Source organism: Mesorhizobium oxytropidicola (assembly GCF_056174625.1).
Genome location: NZ_CM149692.1, coordinates 609,760 through 632,389 on the forward strand (window position 1 = coordinate 609,760; position 22,630 = coordinate 632,389).

Consider the following 22,630-nt stretch of genomic DNA (forward strand, 5'->3'; position numbering starts at 1 on the left):
CCCGGTGCCGAATGCCGGTCGCGCACCATGACCGGCAGTGGCCGCCCGAGTCCCAGTTCGGGCGGCCATCTTCACAATCCTGGAATTTCTGGCACAACTCTAAAATCTAGCTGACCTTTGGAGGGTGACCGTCATGGCTACTCAGCAGACCCGTTCGCTTGCCCGTTTCATGATGGCGCCATCTGTCGTGCTGCTGTTCGTCTGGATGATCGTGCCGCTGGTCATCACCCTCTGGTTCTCCTTCCAGCAGTACAATCCGCTCAACCCGATCCGCGACGGCTTCGTTGGTTTCTCCAACTATGCGCTGTTCTATTCCAACCCCGCCTTCCTGCAATCGATCCTCAACACCTTGATCCTGGTGATCAGCGTTCTGTTGATCACGGTGATCGGCGGCATCCTGCTGGCGCTTTTGATCGATCAGCCGATGTGGGGACAGGGGATCGTGCGCATCCTCGTCATTTCACCGTTCTTCGTCATGCCGCCAGTGGCCGCACTGGTCTGGAAGAACATGATCATGCACCCGCAATACGGAGTGTTCGCCGACATAGCGCGCTTCTTCGGGGCGCAACCGATCGACTGGTTCGGGCAACATCCGATGACGGCGATCATCATCATCGTCGCCTGGCAGTGGCTGCCTTTCGCGACATTGATCCTTTTGACCGCGCTGCAATCGCTCGACGGCGAGCAGAAGGAAGCCGCCGAAATGGACGGCGCCGGCTTTATCAGCCGCTTCATCTATCTGACGCTGCCGCACATGTCGCGCGCCATCACCGTGGTCATCCTGATCCAGACCATCTTCCTGCTCTCGGTCTATGCCGAGATCCTGGTCACTACCAATGGCGGCCCCGGCTACGCCTCCACCAACCTGCCCTTCCTCGTCTACCAGAAGGCGTTGCTGGAGTTCAAAATCGGCCAGGCATCCGCGGGCGGCGTGATCGCCGTCATTCTCGCCAATATCGTCGCCTTCTTCGCCATGCGCGCGGTCGGCAAGAACCTCGACAAGTAAGGGAGGACAAGATGGCCCGTGCAGTCACCACCCGGCACAAGACGATCGCGACGGCTGCGGCCTGGATCGTCGCGCTGCTGATCTTCTTCCCGATCCTCTACACGATCATAACCTCGTTCAAGTCGGAACAGGAGGCGATCCAGGGTTTCGCCCTGATCCCGTCCGGAACGTTCGAGAGTTATACCGAGGTTCAGGCGCAGAGCGGCTACTTCAAGTTCTTCTTCAATTCGGTGCTGCTCTCGGTCGGCTCAACCATCCTGGCCTTGCTGGTCGCCATTCCGGCGGCATGGTCGATGGCGTTCTCGCCGACCAAGCGGACCAAGGACATTCTGATGTGGATGCTGTCCACCAAGATGATGCCGGCTGTCGCGGTGCTGTTCCCGATCTACCTGATCTTCCGCGACACCGGCCTGCTCGACAGCCGCATCGGCCTGATGGTCATGCTGATGCTGATCAACCTGCCGATCGTGGTGTGGATGCTCTACACCTACTTCCGCGAGATCCCTGGCGAAATCCTGGAAGCGGCGCGCATGGACGGCGCCTCGCTGTGGAACGAGATCATCTATGTGCTGACCCCGATGGCGGTGCCCGGCATTGCCTCGACCATGCTCTTGAACATCATCCTGGCCTGGAACGAGGCGTTCTGGACGATCCGCCTGACCACCACGGATGCTGCTCCGCTCACCGCCTTCATCAGTTCCTTCTCCAGCCCGCAAGGCCTGTTCTGGGCCAAGCTTTCGGCCGCCTCGACGCTGGCGATCGCGCCGATCCTGATCATGGGCTGGTTCAGCCAGAAGCAGCTGGTGCGCGGCCTGACCTTTGGCGCCGTGAAATAATACCGCCGCACGCAACCGACGACGGACAATAACCCCTCGGGGAGGAAACCATGGGAAACATCACGCTCAAGAACGTCTCCAAGTCCTTCGGGGCGACGTCAATCATCCCCGGCCTCGACCTGGTGATCGAGAATGGCGAGTTCGTCGTCTTCGTCGGCCCGTCGGGTTGCGGCAAGTCCACGCTGCTGCGACTGATCGCCGGGCTGGAGGACACCAGCGGCGGCACCATCAACATCGATGGCCGTGACGTCACCGGCGAGGCGCCGGCCAAGCGCAAGCTTGCCATGGTGTTCCAGTCCTACGCGCTCTATCCGCATATGACGGTGGCCAAGAACATCGCCTTCCCGCTGAAGATGGCGGGCGAGGACCAGGCGACCATCGACAAGAAGGTAAAGGACGCGGCACGCGTCTTGAACCTCACCAACTATCTCGAACGGCGGCCCGGCCAGCTCTCAGGCGGCCAGCGCCAGCGCGTCGCCATCGGCCGCGCCATCGTGCGCCAGCCCTCGGCCTTCCTGTTCGACGAACCGCTCTCCAACCTCGATGCGGCCCTTCGCGGCACGATGCGGCTGGAGATCAGCGAGTTGCACCACCAGCTCAAGACCACCATGATCTACGTCACCCACGACCAGGTCGAAGCCATGACCATGGCCGACAAGATCGTCGTGCTGAATGCCGGCAATATCGAGCAGGTCGGCTCGCCGATGGAGCTCTACAAGACGCCGCGCAACCTGTTCGTCGCCGGCTTCATCGGCTCGCCGAAGATGAACCTGATCGAGGGCGCGCCAGCCGCCAAACATGGCGCCAAGACCATCGGTATCCGCCCCGAACATATGGATATCTCAACCACGGCGGGCGAATGGAAAGCCACCGTCGGCGTTGCCGAACATCTGGGCTCCGACACCTTCCTGCATGTCCAGACCGATGGCGTCGGGCCGCTGACGGTGCGCGCCGACGGCGAGTTGGCCGTCCATCACGGTGACACCATCTATCTGACGCCCGACAAGGCCAAGCTGCATCGCTTCGGTGCCGACGGAAAGGCAATGTGAGCATGCGCCTGGCCGGCAAATCGGCGCTGATCACGGGTTCGGCGCGTGGCATCGGCAAGGCTTTTGCCGAAGCCTATGTGCGCGAAGGCGCCACGGTGGCGATTGCCGACATCAACCTTGAGGCCGCGCAAAAGACGGCCGCCGAGATCGGCGCCAATGCCTATGCCGTCAAACTCGATGTCACGGATCAGGCCTCCATCGACGCCGCGGTGAAGGCGGTGGAAAGCAAGGCCGGCGGCCTCGACATATTGATCAACAACGCGGCCTTGTTCGATCTGGCGCCGATCGTCGAGATCTCCCGGGCAAGCTACGAGAAATTGTTTTCCGTCAATGTCGCCGGCACGCTGTTCATGCTGCAGGCGGCTGCCCGCTCGATGATCGCGCGGGGCAAGGGCGGCAAAATCATCAACATGGCAAGCCAGGCCGGGCGGCGTGGCGAGGCGCTGGTCGGCGTCTATTGCGCCACCAAGGCCGCCGTCATCTCGCTGACCCAGTCGGCGGGCCTCGACCTGATCAAGCACCGCATCAACGTCAACGGCATCGCGCCTGGGGTCGTGGACAGCGACATGTGGGATCAAGTCGATGCCCTGTTCGCCAAATATGAGAACCGGCCGAAGGGCGAGAAGAAGAGGCTTGTCGGCGAAGGGGTGCCTTACGGCCGCATGGGCAAGCCGGAGGATCTCGCCGGCATGGCGGTCTTCCTGGCCAGCGCTGAGGCCGAATACATCGTCGCCCAGACCTACAATGTCGACGGCGGCCAGTGGATGAGTTGAGGGGGGACGGCCTCTGTTCCTCGTCCCTCCGCGAGGAGCAGAGGCCAACATCAGAGGCCGCATCGGCCTCATAAGGCATGTGCCGTCCCTTACCCTCTCCCGAGAGGACGGGGAGAGGCGGAGTAACGAGGCCGAAGCCCGGCCAAAGGGTAAAACAGATGACCGTGAAACTCTCTTCCGCCAATCTCGCGAACCTGCCCGCCAAGGTTGCGGGTCCGAAATACGACCGCTCGAAGCTCAAGGCCGGCATCGTGCATTTCGGCGTCGGCAATTTCCATCGCTCGCACCAGGCGGTCTATCTCGACGACCTCTTCAATTCAGGTGTCGGCCATGACTGGGCGCTGGTCGGGGCCGGCGTATTCGAGGGCGAGAAGATCGGGCGCGGCAAGCTGGAAGCGCAGGACTGGCTGACCACGGTGGTCGAGCAGGATGACGGCCATATGAGCGCCCGTGTGACCGGCGCGATGATCGACTTCCTGATGCCGGGCGATGCCGCCGGCATCGTCGATCGCCTGGCCGATCCGGCGATCAAGATCGTTTCGCTGACCATCACCGAAGGCGGCTATTTCATCGACCCGGCGTCGGGCAAATTCAACCCGGCCCATCCGGATATCGTTGCTGACGCGCAGCCCGGCGCTACGCCGAAGACGGTGTTCGGCCTCATCCTGGCCGGGCTGGTGCGCCGGCGCGACGAAGGCACCGTGCCGTTCACCGTCATGTCCTGCGACAACATCCCTCACAATGGCCATGTCACCTCGGATGGCGTCATCGGACTGGCGCGGCTGATCGACGAGGACCTGGCCAACTGGGTGAGCGGCCACGTCGCTTTTCCAAACGGCATGGTGGACCGCATTACGCCGGCCACGACTGACCGCGAGCGCGGCATCCTGGCCAAGGATTTCGGGCTGGAGGACAACTGGCCGGTGTTCTGCGAACCGTTCCGGCAATGGGTGCTGGAGGATCGCTTCACCGATGGCCGTCCGCCGCTGGAAAAGGTCGGCGTGCAGTTCGTCAAAGACGTCGCGCCCTACGAGTTGATGAAGATCCGCATCCTCAATGGCGGCCATGCCACCATTGCCTATCCGGCTGGGCTGATGGACATCCATTTCGTGCATGAAGCGATGCAGGAGCCGCTGGTGCGCGGCTTTCTCGACAAGCTCGAGCATGACGAGATCATCCCGACGGTGCCGCCGGTGCCGGACACGGTGCTGGAGGACTATTACCAGCTCATCGAGAAGCGCTTCTCCAATCCCAAGATCGGCGACACCATCCGCCGGCTCTGCCTCGATGGCTCCAACCGTCAGCCGAAATTCATCATCCCGACCATCGCCGACCGGCTGAAGGCAGGGAAAGGTGTCGCCGGCCTGGCGCTGGAGTCCGCACTTTGGTGCCGATACTGCTTCGGCACGACGGACAGCGGCGCCGTCATCGAACCCAACGATCCGAGCTGGGACCGGCTGCAGGCAACGGCAAAGGCGGCAAAGGATGCGCCCGCCGCCTGGCTCGCCATGGAGGACATCTATGGCGATGTCGGCCGCGCCACGGCGTTTGTCGAGGCCTTCAGCCATGCGCTCAACGTGCTGTGGGCCAACGGCGCCCGCGCCACGCTGACGCGCTACATCGCCGGCAAGCTCTGAGAGCTATCAGCCATCATGACGCCTGAACTGGTCATCTTCGACTGCGACGGCGTGCTGGTCGACAGCGAAGCGCTCTCCGTCTCGGCGCTGCTCGGCATGATCGAACTTGCCGGCGGCAGCGTCAGCGAGGACGCCGCCTACGAGCATTTCCTCGGCAAGAGCATGAAAAGCGTGCGCGAGATCCTTGGACGCGACTTCGGCCTGGAGATCAGCGATGAGCATCTGACCGCCATGCGTGTCGACCTGATGCGCAAGTTCCACGAGGAGCTGAAGCCGATTCCCGGCATCAAGGAGATGTTGCCGAAGCTCGGCCTGCCGTTCTGCGTCGCCTCGTCGGGGACGCTGGAACGCATCCGCTATGCGCTCGAGGTCACCGGTCTGCTCGGGCTGATGGAGCCGCATCTGTTCAGCGCCGCCATGGTCGCCAAGGGAAAGCCGGCGCCCGACCTGTTCCTGCACGCCGCCGCCAGCATGCGGGCGCATCCGCGCAAATGCCTCGTCATCGAGGACAGTCCGGCCGGTGTCGCGGCGGCGCGCGCGGCGGGCATGCGCGTCTTTGCCTTCACCGGCGGCTCGCATGCCGGCAACCCCACCTTGAAAGCGCGGCTTGCGTCGAGTGAACCGGACTTTATATTCGCTGACATGCTGCAATTGCCCGATCTGATTGCAGGCCTGGGAGCGAGAGTTAGAGCATCTTGACGAAACAGTTTGTTTGCGCGGTCGATGTCGGCACCGGGAGCGCTCGCGCGGGCATTCTCGACGCCAGTGGTACCTTGCTCGGCCGTGCCGATCGGCCGATCGCCATGAACCAGCCAAAGCCCGATCACGCCGAGCATGATTCGCGCGATATCTGGTCGGCCGTCTGCGCGGCAGTGCGTGCCGCTCGCGAAAAAGCCGGCGTCGCTGCGCAGGATGTTGTCGGCATCTCGTTTGATGCCACTTGTTCACTGGTGGTGCGCGACCGGCAAGGCGAACAGCTCAGCGTTTCGACCACCGGCGACAAGCGTTGGGACACCATCGTCTGGCTCGATCACCGCGCCATTGCCGAAGCCGACGAATGCACGGCGAGCAGCCACGAGGTGCTCAACTACATTGGCGGCGTCATGTCGCCGGAGATGGCAACGCCGAAGCTGATGTGGTTGAAGCGCAACCTGCCCAAGACCTGGAATGACGCCGGCTACCTATTCGATCTTGCCGATTTCCTGACCTGGCAGGCGACCGGCTCTCTCGCCCGTTCGCAATGCACGCTGACCGCCAAATGGACTTACCTCGCGCATGAAGACACCGCATGGCAGCGCGATTTCTTCGAAATCGTCGGCCTCGACGACCTTTTCGAGCATGGCAATCTGCCGGAGAGGGCCAGTCCGGTCGGTGCCGACATTGGTCCGCTGACGGCGCAAGCAGCGGCGGAGCTCGGCCTGACGGAAAACTGCCGGGTCGGTGCCGGAGTCATCGATGCCTATGCCGGCGCGCTTGGCGTGCTCGGCGGCTTTGCAGGCGATGAGCAGGATATCGGCCGGCATCTGGCGCTGATCGCCGGCACATCAAGCTGCGTCATGGCGATGTCGCCCGATCCGCAGCCTTTTGCCGGCGTCTGGGGCCCTTATTATGGCGCGGCGCTGCCCAAGCTGTGGCTGTCGGAAGGCGGCCAGTCGGCCACCGGCGCGCTGCTCGACCACATCATCCGCTGGCACGGCGCCGGCGGCGAGCCGGACGCCGCCATGCATGCCAAAATCGCCAGGCGTGTCGCCGAACTGCGCGCCGCCGAGGGTGAGAACCTCGCCGCGCGCCTGCATGTGCTGCCGGATTTCCACGGCAACCGCTCGCCGCTCGCCGATCCTCATGCCGTCGGCGTCGTCAGCGGGCTGACGCTGGATTCCTCCTTCGACAGTCTGTGCAAGCTCTACTGGCGCACCGCCGTCGGCATCGCGCTCGGCGTGCGACATGTGCTGGAGGCGCTGAACGAGAACGGCTATCTCATCGACACGCTGCATGTCACCGGCGGCCACACCAAGAACCCGCTGTTGATGGAGCTCTACGCCGACGCCACCGGCTGTACGGTGGTCGAGCCGCTGGCCGACGAAGCGGTGCTGCTCGGCACCGGCATGGTTGCCGCAACCGCCGCCGGGCTTTTCCCCGACCTCAACGCCGCATGCCTTGCCATGCAGCAGGGCGGCAAGCGGCGTGCCGCCAATCCGGCCGCCGGTGCCCGCTTCGATCGCGACTACCGGATTTTCCTGGAAATGCACCGCCAGCGCCAGGCGCTCGACGCGATTCGGTAGGCCCTTTGCCTACTGCTTGCGCAGCGACGCGCCCGACGTCGCGTCGAACAAATGGATGCTTTCTTCCTCGAATGTGTAGCGCACAGGGGCATTCAGCACCGGGCATTCGCGTGCCGGAACCAGTGCGCTGATCTCCTTGCCGCCTGAGCCGAACGTCACCAGCGCATCATTGCCGTGGAATTCGATGAGGTCGGCCGTGCCTTGCAATATACAGGCGATCTCGGCATTGGCCGTCTTCAGGTCCGGCGGCCGGATGCCGAGCACGGCGCGGTCGCCATGCTGCAGATGGAAACCCCGACCTTCGATCGAAAGCACCGTTCCGGCACCGGTCAGCGTCCAGCCATCCGCCTTACGGCCAACCGTCACCTCGACGAAATTCATGTTCGGCGTGCCGATGAAGCCGGCGACGAACATATTGCCGGGCCGCAGGTAGATTTCTGCCGGCGTGCCGATCTGCTCGATGACACCCTCCTTGAGCAGCACGATGCGGTCGGCGAGCGTCATCGCCTCCAACTGGTCATGGGTGACATAGACGGTGGTGGTCTTCAGCGATTGGTGCAAGCGCGCGATCTCGACGCGCATATGGTTGCGCAGCTTGGCGTCGAGATTGGAAAGCGGCTCGTCGAACAGGAACACTTTGGGCGTCTTGATCATCGCACGGGCAATGGCGACGCGCTGCTGCTGGCCGCCGGAAAGTTCGGCCGGCTTGCGGCCGAGATAGGGTTCCAGTCCGAGCGTCCTCGACACCGCTTCGACCCGCTTCTGGATCTCGGCCGCAGGCACCTTCTGGCGCCGCAGCCCGAAGGCGATGTTGTCGAAGATCGTCATATGCGGATAGAGCGCGTAGTTCTGGAACACCATGGCGATGCCGCGGTCGCCCGGATCGAGATCGTTGACCACCTTGCCGCCGATCGAGACCTCGCCGCCGCTGATGTCCTCCAGCCCCGCCAGCATGCGCAGCAAGGTCGACTTGCCGCAGCCGGACGGGCCGAGAAAGACGACGAATTCGTGCTCTTCAATGCTGAGGTTCAGGTCGCGGATGACCGTGGTGGCGCCATAAGCCTTGTCGACATGGGAGCAAACGATCGCGGACATGATCATCCTTTCTCGCCGCTGAGCAGGATCTGCAGCTTGACGTCTTCCGGATTGCCTTGGGCAGCCCGCTCGAAGGCCTTGATGCTGTCGGCGAAGTCATAGGTGCCGGTGATCAGCGGCTTGAGGTCGACCTTGCCGGAGGCGATGAGCTGCAAGGCGCGGTCGAAGATGTTGGCATAGCGGAACACCGTCTCGATGCGAACCTCCTTCGAGATCGCCGCCGGCACGTTGAGAGCCACCGGCTCCACCGGCAGCCCGACCAGCACCACCGCGCCGCCCGGCCGCACGACATCGAACAGGTTGGCGAAGGCCTTCGGGCTGCCGCTCGCCTCGAAGACGATATCGGCGCCCCAATTGTCGGTCGCGGCGGCCACCGCATCGACCAGCGACTGCTCGCCTATATTGACCGGCACGATGCCGGCATATTGCGCGGCGATCTTCAGCTTGGGCGCGGAAAAATCGGAGATCAGCACTTTCGAGCAGCCGCCGGCAAGCGCGGCGAGCGCGATCATGATGCCGATCGGGCCGCAACCGACGACGACGGCGACATCGCCCGGAACGATGCGTGCACGGCTTGCCGCCTGCATGCCGATGGCGAAGGGCTCGACCATGGCGCCCTCGGCGAAGGAGACATTGTCGGGCAGTTTGTAGGTGAAGGCGGCGGGGTGCACGGCGTAGGGCGCGAGCACACCGTGCACCGGCGGCGTCGCCCAGAAACGGACGTCAGGGTCGACATTGTAGATGCCGAGTTTGGTCGCGCGCGAGGACAGGTTCGGCACGCCCGGCTCCATGCAGACGCGGTCGCCGACCTTGAAGGTCTCGACATTGGCGCCGGTCTCGACAACCGTCCCCGCGGCTTCGTGGCCGAGCACCATGGGCGCGCGCACGACATAGCTGCCGATGGCGCCATGCGTGTAATAGTGCACGTCGCTGCCGCAGACGCCGACCGTGTGGATGGCTATCTTGACATCGTCCGGCCCGACATCGAGCGGCAGCGCGATCTCGCGCAGCGACAGTTCGCCTTTTTTCTCAAGCACCAGTGCCCGCATCGGGAAATCCTCACATCAAGTCTTTTTTTGCCGGAAAACGGAATTCAGGAAGCCGCTGAGCACGCCGAGGAACAGCAGGGGCGGCAGCGACAGGAGCACGACCGAAGCGTTGAGAATGCCCCATGGCACATTCATGCCTTGCTGGGAGAGTTCCGAGGCAACGATCGGCAAGGTCTTGGCGTTGGAGCTCGACAGCATCAGCGCGATCAGGAACTCGTTCCAGACCAGCACGAAGCTGAAGGCGACGGCGCCAGCCAGGGAGCGCGCCGCGACAGGCAGCGCAATCCGCCAGAACACCGAATAGGCGCCGTAGCCGTCGACGAAGGCGGCTTCCTCGATCTCCTTCGGTACGCTTTGGAAGGCGGGGATGGCGAGCCACATGATCACCGAGATGGTGAGCAGTGAGTAGGTGATGATCAGCGCCGGCAAAGTATCGTAGAGGCCGACCTGCAGCCAGATCACCATCAGCGGGATGGCGACCGCTACCGGCGGCAGGAAGCGCAACGACAGCACGAAGAACTGGATGTCGCCGGCCCAGCGGTTGGGATAGCGCGCCACCGCGTAAGCCGCCGGCAGGCCGAGCACGACACCGATCAGCACGGCCGAGCCGCAAGCGACGACCGAGTTGTAGAGCCCGGTGAGCACGCTATCGCGGCCGAGGATATAGCCGATGTTGGCCCATGTCGGCGTGAACACTAGGCGCGGCACGCGGGTGATGATGTCGACATTGTTCTTCAGCGCATTGAGCGCCGTCCACAGCAGCGGAAACACGGCCAGGAAGCCGGCAAATGCCAGCACGATCCTGCCGATCAGGCGACCCGGTCTCATGCCTGCACCCGCTTCCACAGCATGGTGAAGGTGATGACGGTGGCGATCATCATCAGCACGGCCATGGCCGAGGCGTAGGAGACCTTGCCGGATTCGATGAAGCCTTGCGAGAAAGCGTACATGTCGAGCGTTTCGGTGGCCACGCCCGGTCCGCCGCGGGTCATCACATAGATCAGGTCGAAGGAGCGCAGCGATTCGATCATCTTGACGAACATCAGGCTGATCAAGGGCGCCTTCAGCATCGGCAAGGTGACATAGGCGTGGATCTGCCATCGCCGGGCATGGTCGAGCCGCGCCGCCTCGATCGGCTGCGGCGGCAGGGTCTCCAGAAGCTTCAGCACGATGACGGCGAAGAACAGCCCCCACTGCCAGACATCGACCGACGCAACGGCGAACAAGGCCGTCCCCGGCTTGGACAGCGGGTCGAAGATCAGCCCGCCGGTCAGTAGCCTATAGGGATACGTGGCTATGCCGTAGAGCGGGTGATAGGCGAACTTCCAGACGAAGGCGGCCGAGACGCGCGGCAACAACACCGGGATGATGAACAGCAGGCAGTAGACATTGCGCAGGCGTGGGCTGGCGACCTCGAACAACAGCACACCGAGCCCGATCGCCACCACCATGGTCGCGACAACGGTGACGATCTCCCATTTCACCGACACCCAGACCGCGTTGAGGAAGCGGCGGTCGAGGAACAGATCGACGAAGTTCGACAGCCAGACCCAGGAATAATCGGGCGTGCTCAACTCGCGATTCTGCAAGGCGATGACGATGGCGTAGAGCGTCGGCACCATCGATAAGACCAGAAGGATGGCGATGGTCGGAACGACGAAGGTGACAGGGAGCGACGTGCGTCGGGCCATTGGCATCTATCCTCGCTTGCGTCTCGATCGTGTCGGCATGATTTCTCCCTTGGGAGCAAAGGTTCCGTGGCGCACAGGTCCCGGCATTGCGGACAATGCCGCGGACCGCGCGCCACGGGCGGGAGGATGGCTCTATTTCTTCTTCGCCAGCTCGGTGGCATAGGCCTCGAGCTCGTTGAGGCCGCCCTTGATGTCGGTGCGGGTGCCGGTCACGAGTTCCTCGAGGATGATGCCCCAGCGGTCGCCGAGATCGGGCCAGCGCGGATCCTGCCAGAAGTTGACCGCGGTGACCTTGCCAGTCGCCGCCAGCGCCTGGCCGAGATCGGCGCCGTAGATATCAGCGAACTCCTTGCTGGACAGGATGCTGGTGCGGTTCAGCTCGCCGAACTGATGTGCGTCGAGCCGGCGCTTCTCGTTTTCCTTCGACGTCGCCCAGGCGATGAACAGGCCGGCGCATTTCTTCGAAGCGTCGTCGGCATTGGCCTTTGCCGCGATGGCGAGGCCATGGCCGTAACCGCCGCCGGGCAGCGGCGACGGCGGCGGCAGGAAGCCGATCTTGCCGACCACCTGCGAAGTCTTCGGATCGACCGCCATGCCCGACAGCGGCGTCGATTCGACGAGGATCGCGACCTGGCCCGACAGGAAGGCGCCGGTCGATTCATCCCAGCTGCCGGTCTGCGTGCCAGGAGCCGAATCCTTGAACAGCTTCAGATAGGTTTCGGTCGCCTTGACGGCGGCATCCGAATTGAAGACCGGCTTGTCGCCATCGAACCACTGGCCGCCATAGGCCTTGAAGAAAGGCATCCAGCGCCAGACATTGGCGCCCGAACCGCGAGCACCACGCAGCGCGATGCCGTACATGCCCTTGTCCGGATTGGTCAGCTTCGGCACGTCGGCGATCAGCTCGTCCAGCGTCTTGGGCGGCTGGATGCCGGCGGCTTCGAGCACGTCCTTGCGGTAGACCATCAGGTCGCCGCCGCCGGTCAGCGGCGCGAACCAGACCTTGCCGTCATAGGTGGCGACCTTCTGCCGGCCGGGATCGAAGTCGGCATAGTCATAGTCAGCCGGATAATAATCGGTCAGCGGCACGATCCATTTCGACGAGGCAAACAGCGCGACATTGGCTTCGTCGACATAGTAGACGTTGTAATTGCCGACGGTGGACGCATCGGCGCGCGATTTCGCCCGGCGGTCGTTCTCGTTGAGATAGTCGATCTGGAAGCCGGCGCCGGCAAGCTTCTCGAACTCGGCCTTGGAGTCCTCCAGAAGCGTCAGGCCGTCGCGCGGCTGCGCCAGCACCTTGACCGGCGCCGAGCAGACCGGTGCCTGCGCCAGCGCGATGGTTGATACGGTAGCGGAAAGCATGAAAGCTGCGCCCAAGCCCGCAGCGAGCCGAATTGGTTTCATTGATTTTTCTCCTCCAGGAACACTCGCAGGAAGCGGAAGTCCTCGGGTTCTGCGATCCTCACCATCGCCCGAGCGACATGCCACCCATCGCCAAAATGCGGAGTTCAATCGGGGCAAGCTAGAAGCCCCGTTGCAGCAAACCTGTACTTTTATGCATTGTGCAGCGCAAAATACGGTAGCCATCCACGGCTTCCGTCACATGAGTATCGATTTTGTCCAAGCCGTTGATTCAGGGCGTGCTTATGCGCGCATCGTCAGCCGCTGCCGCGACAGTTTGCGATAGGAGGACGGCGTCATCTTGTGCTTGCGCAGGAAGGCGCGGTTGAAGTTGGAAATGTTCATGTAGCCGACCTGGAAACAGATATCGGTGATCGCGACATCGGTGTCGGCCAGGAGCTTGCAGGCCTGCCAGAGCCGGAGCTTGGCGAGATGGTCGCTGAAGGAGTTGCCGGTGTTCTTCTGGAAGAAGCGCGAGAATGTGCTCTCGCTCATTCCGGCGCGTTCGGCCACGTCGGGCAGCTTCAGATCCTCGGCGAAATGCTGGAACAGATAGGTCAGCGTGCGCTGGATGATGTCGAGCGAGGCGGCGTCGAGAGCCGGCGAGAAATCCGGCGACGACAAGAGCTCGTATTCGTCGGTCCTGGCCAGGAGGTCGACCAGTTCGAGGAACAGGCAGAGGCGGGCGAGTCCATGCACGGTTCCCATCCGCTCCATCAGTCCGGCGCCTTCCAGCGCCGTGCGGCCGTGAAAAACCATGCCACGCAGCGACCGTTCCAGGAACGGCTCGAGCTCGCGCAGTTCGGGCAACAGGCCCGCCGAGCCACGCAGCCTCTGCGCATCGAACTGCAGGACGATGTCGCGGCCTTCGATCAGCTCGCCCGGCTGCACCGCGGTCACCCAGTCATGCGGCAGGCCGCCGCCGACGATGGTCAGATAGCCCGGCCCGAACTCGCCGATGTGATCGCCGACCAGGACCACGCCGGAGGATTTCCGCAGCAGATGGATCTCGTACTCCGGGTGGAAATTCCAGACATTGCGTTCCCAGGGATAGTCGTCGAGCCGCCACAGGAAACTGTCGCTCGCCTCGGTGACGATATGTTCGAAGGCCGGCGCTGTGCGCGGGATCGCGGCCGGGTTTTTTCGCTGTCTGAACGCCATCCATTCCTCCCGGCGGGCTCGCGGGCTGCCGATCTCCAAGGCAATCCGTAACAGCCCACGGCCGGCAAGGGAACGAGGCAACGGCACCCCTGGAAGGGCGCTGGCTCAATCGCTCACTGTCCCTCCTCCCTTGCCTTCATGTCGCGTTTCGTCCAAAAGCTGACGCAAACGCCGCGAAACCGAAGGTTTTGCCGTTTGACATGCGGCTTCCGGCGCTTTGCCGACGTGCCGTATCTGGAAAGAGCGGAACAATGTCTGCGATCGAAGCCGGCGCTCGCGCGCCGGAAAATCTTTGGCGCCAGGAAATCAGGGCGACGCTGGCGCTGGCCTGGCCGATGGTGCTGACCAATCTCGGCCAGACCGCGATGACGGCCACCGACGTCATGATGATGGGACGTCTTGGAGCGGATACGCTGGCCAGCGGCGCGCTTGGCGCGAACCTCTATTTCATGCCGCTGATCTTCGGCCTTGGGCTGATGCTGGCGACGTCGCCGATGATCGCCACAGAGCTTGGCCGTCGCCGCTATTCGGTGCGCGATTTGCGCCGCACCGTGCGCCAGGGCCTGTGGCTGGCGATCCTGATCTCGATCCCGATCTGGCTCGTGCTCTGGCACGGCGAGGACGATTCTGCTGGCCATGGGCCAGGAACCCGCGCTGGCGCATCAGGCCGGCATCTACCTGCGCTGGCTGGAATGGGCAGTGCTGCCTTTCTACGGCTATATCGTGCTGCGCTCGTTCATCTCGGCGCTGGAGCGGCCGGGCTGGGCGCTGATCATCGTTTTCGTCGCTGTCGCCTGCAACGCCGTCTTCAACTGGGTGTTCATGTTCGGCAATCTCGGCTTTCCGGCCATGGGCATTGCCGGCTCGGGCCTCGCCACATCGATGTCCAGCACACTGATGTTCGCCGGCATGGCTGTCGTGGTGATGCTGGAGAAGAAGTTCCGGCGCTACCACCTGTTCGGCCGCTTCTGGCGGTCCGACTGGCCGCGCTTCAAGGGCTTGCTGCGGCTCGGCCTGCCGATTGCCGGTATCCTCGCCTTCGAGGTGACGATCTTCAACGCGGCGGCACTGCTGATGGGCCTGATCGACGCGGATTCGCTGGCCGCGCATGCGATCGCCATCCAGATCGCCTCGATCTCCTTCATGGTCCCGCTCGGCCTCAACCAGGCGGTGACGGTGCGTGTCGGCCTTGCGCATGGCGCCGGCAATCCGGAAGGCGTGTCGCGCGCCGGCTGGACCGCCTTTGTCCTCGGCGTCTCGTTCATGGCGCTGATGGGGCTGGTGATGGTCCTGTGGCCGCATCTGCTGATCAGCGCCTTCATCGATCTCGCCAACCCGGCCAACGCCCGTGTGATCGCGCTCGCCGTATCGTTCCTGGTGTTTGCAGCACTTTTCCAGGTCTTCGACGGCGCCCAGGCGGTGGCCGCCGGCATGCTGCGTGGCCTGCACGACACCAAGGTGCCGATGATTTACGCCGCGATCGGCTATTGGGGCGTCGGCCTGCCGCTCGGCGTGCTGCTCGCCTTCCATTTCGGCTTCCACGGCGTCGGCATCTGGATGGGCCTGTCGACAGGGCTGGCCGTGGTGGCGGCCCTGCTTCTGACGCGCTGGCTGCGGCGGGACCGGATCGCACCGCAGTTGGCGTTCGGGCATTGAACCTGACGGTCGCCGGATTGGCGGCCGTCATGTCCTAACATTGCGGCTCATTGAATGGAGCCTTCATGTCGGCCCACGAAACATCTGCTTTGCGCCTCATGTCGGACGTTGAGGTAAGCTCTGCCGTTGTCTGAAAGCAGACACCGCTGGCGGTAGCGCACGCAAAGCCCCGATCCCATCATCGATCCAGACGCCCTGCTCCAGAGTGTACGAAGCGGCCGGCGGCCACTCCAGCATCTCCGCGGCCCGCCAACCCTGCGGCGGCTCCCGCGATTGACCAATGAACCTTAAAAATACTGCTCGGATATTTGCCAAATCTTAGAGGGGCAATGGCATTGCTAGATTTCGTGCTGTCCACCAACAGCAGTCACGGGAGAAGCGGGCATGGATATGCGGATACATATGCGCTGGCACCTGCCTTTAGGGTCGACCGCAACTCTCCTTCTATGCGTCGTGATGGTGTTTCTATCCCTTCCCCCAGCTGTCGCTCGGGGGCAAACACCGGCCGCTGCCGACACCCAGACACCAAACCTCGCAGCTAAGTCTCGCAAGGATAAATTGCCGTCGGAACTCGCTCGCTCCGTACGGGACGCCATTGTCGACGGTCGTTATGAGGCCGCCAGCCAGGTTGGCGAAGCTGTGCTTGCAAAGAGCCGCATTACGGCTTGGCGCTACTATCCCTTTACCAATTTTATCGCCGCAATTTCGAATGACAACGACGTTCGGTTCGAGGCCCGTCTCAGCCAGTGGGTTTCTGCAGATCCGCAGGCGGCTCTGCCGACCCTTGTTCGCGCTCAGTATTACTACGACACTGCCTGGTTCAGACGAGGCCATCGTTTCGACAATGACACGCTGCCTGCCGACCTTGCTGCCTTTCACGACAACCTGCGGCGGGCGCGGACCGATGTCGAAAGTGCGATCGAATTGGACGGCGCAAACCCATATGCCTATTACCTCAAGCTCATCATCTTGCGCGGCCTTGGAGACTTTTCGGGGGAGCAGCGCTTTCTCGAGCAGGCGATTGCAAAGTTTCCCGCCTACTACCCGCTCTATGATGAAGGTCTTGCGATGCGCGAACCGCGCTGGGGCGGAACAGTTCAGGCGATGCGTCAGTTCGTGGATCGATATGCAGGGCAGACAGAACCCTACTCTCCACTCAAGGTTCTCTACGTCAGCCTCTACCGAAGAATCCTAATCGCCAATTCGATCGAATGCAGCGTATTCTTTAGTGATCGGAGCAATGCTACAGACTGCGTCCGGACGCTGATGAAACAGCAGGCAGGGCCGGACCTGGAGCACGAGGTCGTTGCCGCCCTGCAAATCTACGATCATGCCGACCACTATGAATTCGGATTGGTCGTAAAGGACATCCTCCTCGATATGCTGCAAGCGAGCGGCGGCGAAACTTATGCGGGCGCCGCACTGCAACTTGCCGCAAGCGCGATGCACAGCGACACACAGTTGGTCGAGAACGATCCCGGCCACAATGATTACATCATAGACGCTGTCGTCGCCCAGTCCTGGTCTTGGAAAGGCTTCTATGACAACGCAATTTCGAAGAATCGGGAGGCACTTCGAGACATAGACAAGAGCGAATTTCCCGATGAGGCAGCGAGGGATTTGGCAACATCAACGATCTATCTTCAGATGCTCGACCCTCTTTCCTATCAGTCCCGGTTTGACGACGTTGTCGCGTATAGCCGCGCCGCTCTCGATCTCGGCAACCAGGTCGATTGGGAGCACTACATCTGCTACGCGTATTACGAAAGAGAGAATATAAGGCTGCGCTAGCCGACTGCACGAAGGCGGTCGACGACGATTCCGGGAACATGTTAGCCAGATACTGGCGCGGGCTCGTTTATCAAGAACTCGGAAACATGGACGCCGCGTTGAATGATTTCACTGCGGTGGCTGATTCGGAAAATAGCTACCGAGCGAGCGCGGCAATAACCGTCAGCTGGATATACGATACGAAAAAGGAGTTTACAGAGGCGATCGATAGCTTGAATAAATATACGTATCTATATGACGAGAAGTCCGTCAGGAAGGATGATGTGGCGGTGGCCTACAATAATCGATGTTACGCTTATATGCAGATAGGGGAACTTCAGAAAGCACTCGACGATTGTACACAATCATTGAAGTACGGAAGTATACCAGATGCCTTTGAGAAACAGCAGGAGTTGGTCAAACGTCTTGGCCTTAGCAGAGGGTAACTCCTGACCATACTCTCCACTCAATGGGCGGCGCGCCGTTCGAGCGAACGGGCGTATTGCGTCAGCGGGAAGCACATCACGAAGAAAATCAGCGCCACCAGCCCGTAGACCTTGAACGGTTCGAAGGTCGCGTTGTTGATGGCGTTGGAGGTCCCGCACCAGCTCCTCGAAGCCGATGATCAAAGTCAGCGCGGTCGATTTGATGAACTGCACCAGGAAGTCGACTGTCGGCGCCCGCATGATCGAGAACGCTTGCGGCAGGATGATCAGCCTGAGCTCCTCAGCTAGTGCAGCCCGAGGCTGGCGCCGCCATTGGCATCTCAGCATTGAAGCCGACAGCCCCGTTGCCCGGCGACAGTCAGGTTGGTCTGATGTCCTCCTACTGCTTCAGCGCGGCGAGGAATTCGGGCACGTCCTTGAGTGCTGCCGCACGGGCCGCTGGATTCAGTCCTGTATGCGCCACACCGTCGCCATTGGCCGTGTAGGCCAACCCATGCAGTTCGTGCAGTGGCTGCGCCTCATTGTCGAAATCATGGTAGGCGCCGGGATAGAGGATGAGCTTCACGCTGTCGGGGTTGGCGTCCGCCAGCACCTTGCACGGCTTGGCCGGGGTCCAGTCGTCGGCATCGCCCATCACAATGAGAAGCGGCACGCGGGTCGCCCAATCGCCTTTCTCAGCCGGAGCCGAGCAGCCCGGATAGAAGGCGACCGCCGCGCGGAAGTCCGGCGAACCCCGCTTCGGTTTGTCCTTCGGCCGGACCGTGTAAAGGACGGTCGAGCCGCCATTCGACCAGCCAAGCAAGGCGGTGGCGTCGGGCTTCACATAGGGCAGCGTCTGCAAATAGCGGCGGGCGGCGTTCGCATCCTCCACCCGCTCGCGATAGGGTTCGACCTCCCGGTCGCCGTTCTTGCATTGCGGGCCCAGTCCGCGCGAGCCGAAACTGTCCGGAAAGATCACGACGTAGCCGAGAGCGGCCAGGCGCTGGCCCCAATCGGCATGGCGCGGGCTGAGTTCCGTCTTGTTCTTGCTGCTCCACAGGCCGCTGCAGCCATGCATGGCCACGACAGCCGGAAACGGCCCCTGCCCCTGCGGCTTGAACAGCATCGCGTCCAGCGTCGCAGGCTCGTTCTCGCCGTCGGCCGGAATGCTGACGTGATTGGGTGCCTTGTCGGCTGCCGCAGCCGGCTGCGCCATCCAAAAGGCGAACAGGCCTGCGAGCACGACACGATACTTCGCCTGCATCGCCAAAGCGCCCTCCCTGCAGAAAAGCCGTGACGTTCACAGTGCGGCGCAGGCCGGCTTATCGCAAATCACAGTTGCGTGGCGAAGGGAGGGAAGGCTCTTTGTTTGACGCAATTCCGGACGGAAAACCGTTTGACACTTTTCCTGGAATTGCTTCAGCGGGTCGCCGCGCGCCGTTCCAGCGAACGGGCATATTGCGTCAGCGGGAAGCACATGAGGAAGAAGATCAGCGCCACCAACCCGTAGACCTTGAACGGTTCGAAGGTGGCGTTGTTGATGGCGTTGGAGGTCCGCACCAGTTCCTCGAAACCGATGATCGAGGTCAGCGCCGTCGATTTGATCAGCTGCACCAGGAAGCCGACCGTCGGCGCGCGGGTGATCGAGAATGCCTGCGGCAGAATGATCAGCCTGAGCTCCTGCAGATAATGCAGGCCGAGGCTGGCGCCGGCGTCCCACTGGCCGCGCGGCAAGGCATCGACGCCGGAGCGCCATATCTCGGCGAGATAGGCACTGGCGAAGAAGGTGAGGCCGAGCACCGCGGCGGTCCACGGCTCGATGCGCAGGCCGAGCATCGGCAGGCCGAAGAACATCAGGAAGAGCTGCATCAGCAGCGGCGTTCCCTGGAACAGGGCAATGTAGCCGGAGGCAAAGCGCCGGCTCCATTTGTTCTTGGAGATCCGGAAGAACAGCACGACCATCCCAACCACCGCGCCACCGACGAAGGCAGCCAGCGACAGCAGCACCGTCCAGCGGGCGGCAAGCAGAAGGTTGCGCACGATGTCCCAGAAGGTGAATTCGATCATGACACGCCGGCTCCAAGCGCGCGGCGCCCGCCGGTGACCAGCAAGCGGCGCAAAGCCATCGACATTGCGAGGTAGACCAGCGTCACGACGAAATAGGTCTCGAAGGAACGGAAGGTGCGTGCCTGTAGCATGTCGGCCTCATAGGTCAGCTCGCGCACCGCGATCTGCGACACGACGGCCGATTCCAGCATCATGATGACGATCTGACTGGTCAGCGCCGGATAGATGATCTTGAGCGCCTGCGGCAGCACGATCTTGATGAACACCTGGCGGGGCCTCAAGCCTAGCGCCAGGGCGGCTTCCGTTTGCCCGCCCGGTACGGCATCCAGTCCGGCGCCGACGATTTCGATCGTATAGGCCGCCATGTTGAGCGTCATCGCCAGCATGGCGGCCAGGATCGGGTCGAGCCTGATGCCGAGGCTCGGCAGGCCGAAGAAGATGAAGAACAACTGCACCAGGAATGGTGTGTTGCGCATCACCTCGACATACCAGGCGATGGCCCGACGCAGCAGCACGGGGCCGTTTCGCCGTCCGGCGGCGCCGAGGATGCTGAGCAGCGTCCCGGCCAGCGTGGTCACGGCGATCAGCAGGATCGTCGTGGCCGCGCCGTGCGCGATGTCGCCCAAGGCACCTGGAAGCCAGGCAAAGGCCACGGGAACTCAATCCTTGAGATTGTCGGGATTGAGCGGCGTCTTCAGCCAAGCCTTCGAGCTTTCGTCCAGCTTGCCGTCGGCCAGCATCTTGGCGATGGCGTCGTTGACCGCCTTCTTCAGGCCGTCTTCGTTCTTGTTGAGACCGATATGCGAGGGCGAGGTCAGCAGCTGGAATTTCTGCTCCGGCTTCAGCGCATCCTGCTTGGCCAGCACCTGGGCGCCGACATCGTTGCCGACGACCATCAGCTGGGTCTGGCCGGAGATGAAGGCCTGGATGACCGAATTGTAGTTGTCGAAACGCTTGATGTCGGCCGAGGCGGGCGCGGCCTCGGTGAGCGAGGTGTCCTCGAGCGTGCCGCGATTGACGGCGATCGACTTGTCGGCAAGGTCTTCCTTGCCTTTGACGCTGATAGCCGCCGGACCGATCACCGCGATGTAGTAAGGCGCGTAGGCGGCGGCGAAGTCGATGACCTGCTCGCGCTCCTTCGAGTAGCCGACGCTCATCAGGATGTCGACGCGATGGTCGTTCAGGTACGGGATACGGTTCTGGCCGGTGACGGCGACCGGGTTGAGCTTCACCTTGAGCGTGTCGGCGATGTACTGCGCGACGTCCATGTCATAGCCCTTGAGGCTCATATCGGCGCTGGCCGAGGAGAAGGGCGGGAAGTCGGCGAAGACGCCGACATTGATGGTGCCGGCCTTGGTGATGTCAGCCAGCGCGTCGGCATTGGCGGCCTGGGTGGAGAGACCGAGGCCGGCGGCGCCGAGCACCAGGATGGCGGCAATGGATGATTTCAGTGTCGAGTGGATTGTCATTGGTATTCCCCTTCTGGAAGCTTTGTTTGTTGGGGTCGGCCGCCGGCTCCAGCGCGGCGGCCGCCTTTCTGTTGCAGGTGTCAGGCGCCCTTGCCCGTGATGGCCGGGCTGAACACCATCAGGCTCAATATCTCGAACAGCACCTGGGCGCCGGCATGGGCGGTGTTGGTGGTGGCGTCGTATTGCGGCGCCACCTCGACGACGTCGCCGCCGACGATGTTGAGGCCCTTGAGGCCGCGCAGCAGTTCGAGCACTTCACGCGTTGTCAGGCCGCCGACTTCCGGCGTGCCGGTGCCCGGCGCGAAGGCCGGATCGACGCTGTCGATGTCGAAGGAGACATAGGTCGGGCCGTCACCGACGATCTTGCGCGCCTTCTCGATGATGGCCGGAATGCCGAGACCGGTCACCTCTTCGGCGTGCACCACGGTCATCCCGGACTCGTAGGTGAACTCCCACAGATATTCGGCCGAACCGCGAATGCCGATCTGGATGGTGCGAGTCGGATCGAGCACGCCGTCGAGCACCGCGTTGCGGAACGGGCCGCCGTGGTGGAACTTGGTCATGTCGAACAGGCCGCTGGTGTCGCAATGGGCGTCGATATGGATGAGGCCGACTGGGGCCTTCTTGCCGACGGCCTTCAGGATCGGGTGGCTGATCGAATGGTCGCCGCCGACCGACAACGGGATGACGCCGGCATCGACGATCTGGTTGGCGCGGCGCTCGATATCCTCATGGCTGGTCTCCAGCCGGTAGCGGCTGCGGAACGGCGTGTCGCCGATGTCGGCAACGCGAAGCTCATGCGTCGGGGCGCATTCCAGCACATGATTGTAGGGGCCGATGCGCTCGATGGCACGCAGCGCCCTCGGCCCAAAACGCGAGCCTGGCCGGTTGGTGACGCCAAGGTCCATCGGCACGCCGATGATCGCCACCTGCAGGTCACCGAAATCCGGGTTTTCCGCCGCGATTTCACGATAGGGCGCGGCGAGGAAGGTCGGGATGCCGGAATAGGGCGCCAGCCTGGTGCCCGATTTGGAAAAGATCTTGTCGGCGACCTTGCGGAATTTCGGGTCGAACATCTCGCCGCCATGGCTCTCGCCATATTTGCGACGCAACGCGTCTAGCTTGCCGCGATCGTATCCCATATCCGTTCCTCCTGGACTGATGCGGCCGTCGGCGACCTCAAGCGAACCGACCGTCATCCGGCCGGGTCGCTGTCCCGCTGGCTGCATGCAGATTTCACGTCTTGATGCTGTTCCGAGC

20 protein-coding genes and 2 pseudogenes are annotated in these 22,630 nt (G+C 62.7%); 10 read left to right on the forward strand and 12 right to left on the reverse strand.

Annotated features, from left to right (window positions below; translation table 11 throughout):
• Positions 1-133: 133 nt before the first annotated feature.
• The 7 genes from AC0V8S_RS02915 to AC0V8S_RS02945 all read left to right on the forward strand — a co-directional run bounded on the left by AC0V8S_RS02915 (position 134) and on the right by AC0V8S_RS02945 (position 7,583).
• Positions 134-1,006, forward strand: a complete 873-nt coding sequence (locus AC0V8S_RS02915; RefSeq protein WP_183464732.1) for a carbohydrate ABC transporter permease — start codon at positions 134-136, stop codon at positions 1,004-1,006.
• Positions 1,007-1,017: 11 nt separating this feature from the next.
• Positions 1,018-1,842 (forward strand): carbohydrate ABC transporter permease, encoded by an 825-nt coding sequence (locus AC0V8S_RS02920; RefSeq protein ID WP_183464731.1) that lies wholly within the window; start codon positions 1,018-1,020, stop codon positions 1,840-1,842.
• Between the two features lie 50 nt (positions 1,843-1,892).
• On the forward strand, positions 1,893-2,891 hold the full coding sequence (locus AC0V8S_RS02925) for an ABC transporter ATP-binding protein (protein WP_183464730.1): 999 nt from the start codon (positions 1,893-1,895) through the stop codon (positions 2,889-2,891).
• 2 nt (positions 2,892-2,893) lie between these two features.
• On the forward strand, positions 2,894-3,664 hold the full coding sequence (locus AC0V8S_RS02930; protein WP_475438561.1) for an L-iditol 2-dehydrogenase: 771 nt from the start codon (positions 2,894-2,896) through the stop codon (positions 3,662-3,664).
• A 158-nt stretch (positions 3,665-3,822) separates the two neighbouring features.
• Positions 3,823-5,301, forward strand: a complete 1,479-nt coding sequence (locus AC0V8S_RS02935; RefSeq protein WP_475436769.1) for a mannitol dehydrogenase family protein — start codon at positions 3,823-3,825, stop codon at positions 5,299-5,301.
• A gap of 15 nt (positions 5,302-5,316) precedes the next feature.
• Positions 5,317-6,000, forward strand: coding sequence for an HAD family hydrolase (locus AC0V8S_RS02940; protein ID WP_475436770.1), 684 nt, complete (start codon positions 5,317-5,319; stop codon positions 5,998-6,000).
• Complete coding sequence (locus AC0V8S_RS02945) at positions 5,997-7,583, forward strand: FGGY-family carbohydrate kinase (RefSeq protein WP_475436771.1); 1,587 nt, start codon at positions 5,997-5,999, stop codon at positions 7,581-7,583. The genes AC0V8S_RS02940 and AC0V8S_RS02945 overlap by 4 nt, the downstream gene beginning before the upstream one ends.
• Before the next feature lie 9 nt (positions 7,584-7,592).
• On the opposite strand, the gene AC0V8S_RS02950 is transcribed toward AC0V8S_RS02945, so the two are convergent.
• From AC0V8S_RS02950 to AC0V8S_RS02975, 6 genes are all read right to left on the reverse strand, one after another.
• The gene (locus AC0V8S_RS02950) at positions 7,593-8,678 is read right to left on the reverse strand and encodes an ABC transporter ATP-binding protein (protein ID WP_475436772.1); all 1,086 of its coding nucleotides are present in this window, start codon (positions 8,676-8,678) and stop codon (positions 7,593-7,595) included.
• Positions 8,679-8,680: 2 nt separating this feature from the next.
• Positions 8,681-9,727: an NAD(P)-dependent alcohol dehydrogenase gene (locus AC0V8S_RS02955; protein WP_475436773.1), complete on the reverse strand. Its 1,047-nt coding sequence runs from the start codon at positions 9,725-9,727 to the stop codon at positions 8,681-8,683.
• A 15-nt stretch (positions 9,728-9,742) separates the two neighbouring features.
• A complete protein-coding gene (locus tag AC0V8S_RS02960) occupies positions 9,743-10,555 on the reverse strand; it encodes a carbohydrate ABC transporter permease (protein ID WP_475436774.1) in 813 nt (270 codons plus the stop codon).
• Positions 10,552-11,418: a carbohydrate ABC transporter permease gene (locus AC0V8S_RS02965; RefSeq protein WP_475436775.1), complete on the reverse strand. Its 867-nt coding sequence runs from the start codon at positions 11,416-11,418 to the stop codon at positions 10,552-10,554. The genes AC0V8S_RS02960 and AC0V8S_RS02965 overlap by 4 nt, the downstream gene beginning before the upstream one ends.
• 132 nt (positions 11,419-11,550) lie before the next feature.
• Positions 11,551-12,825 (reverse strand): ABC transporter substrate-binding protein, encoded by a 1,275-nt coding sequence (locus AC0V8S_RS02970; protein ID WP_475436776.1) that lies wholly within the window; start codon positions 12,823-12,825, stop codon positions 11,551-11,553.
• 240 nt (positions 12,826-13,065) lie between these two features.
• Positions 13,066-13,983, reverse strand: a complete 918-nt coding sequence (locus tag AC0V8S_RS02975; protein WP_183464722.1) for an AraC family transcriptional regulator — start codon at positions 13,981-13,983, stop codon at positions 13,066-13,068.
• Positions 13,984-14,234: 251 nt separating this feature from the next.
• On the opposite strand from AC0V8S_RS02975, the pseudogene AC0V8S_RS02980 reads away from it, so the two are divergent.
• From AC0V8S_RS02980 to AC0V8S_RS02990, 3 genes and pseudogenes are all read left to right on the forward strand, one after another.
• A pseudogene (locus tag AC0V8S_RS02980) lies at positions 14,235-15,639 on the forward strand (MATE family efflux transporter).
• A 384-nt stretch (positions 15,640-16,023) separates the two neighbouring features.
• Positions 16,024-17,430, forward strand: coding sequence for a tetratricopeptide repeat protein (locus AC0V8S_RS02985; protein ID WP_475436777.1), 1,407 nt, complete (start codon positions 16,024-16,026; stop codon positions 17,428-17,430).
• 38 nt (positions 17,431-17,468) lie between these two features.
• Positions 17,469-17,855 (forward strand): hypothetical protein, encoded by a 387-nt coding sequence (locus AC0V8S_RS02990; protein ID WP_475436778.1) that lies wholly within the window; start codon positions 17,469-17,471, stop codon positions 17,853-17,855.
• Between the two features lie 20 nt (positions 17,856-17,875).
• Here the strand turns inward: AC0V8S_RS02990 and AC0V8S_RS02995 are convergent.
• The 6 genes and pseudogenes from AC0V8S_RS02995 to speB all read right to left on the reverse strand — a co-directional run.
• Positions 17,876-18,169, reverse strand: a pseudogene (locus AC0V8S_RS02995) (amino acid ABC transporter permease); the annotation flags it as partial.
• Positions 18,170-18,234: 65 nt separating this feature from the next.
• Positions 18,235-19,098, reverse strand: coding sequence for a dienelactone hydrolase family protein (locus tag AC0V8S_RS03000; RefSeq protein WP_475436779.1), 864 nt, complete (start codon positions 19,096-19,098; stop codon positions 18,235-18,237).
• A gap of 155 nt (positions 19,099-19,253) precedes the next feature.
• Positions 19,254-19,901, reverse strand: a complete 648-nt coding sequence (locus tag AC0V8S_RS03005; protein ID WP_475436780.1) for an amino acid ABC transporter permease — start codon at positions 19,899-19,901, stop codon at positions 19,254-19,256.
• The gene (locus AC0V8S_RS03010; protein ID WP_475436781.1) at positions 19,898-20,554 is read right to left on the reverse strand and encodes an amino acid ABC transporter permease; all 657 of its coding nucleotides are present in this window, start codon (positions 20,552-20,554) and stop codon (positions 19,898-19,900) included. The genes AC0V8S_RS03005 and AC0V8S_RS03010 overlap by 4 nt, the downstream gene beginning before the upstream one ends.
• Before the next feature lie 6 nt (positions 20,555-20,560).
• The gene (locus tag AC0V8S_RS03015) at positions 20,561-21,370 is read right to left on the reverse strand and encodes a transporter substrate-binding domain-containing protein (protein WP_475436782.1); all 810 of its coding nucleotides are present in this window, start codon (positions 21,368-21,370) and stop codon (positions 20,561-20,563) included.
• 80 nt (positions 21,371-21,450) lie between these two features.
• A complete protein-coding gene (gene speB, locus AC0V8S_RS03020; protein ID WP_475436783.1) occupies positions 21,451-22,512 on the reverse strand; it encodes an agmatinase in 1,062 nt (353 codons plus the stop codon).
• Positions 22,513-22,630: the final 118 nt, after the last annotated feature.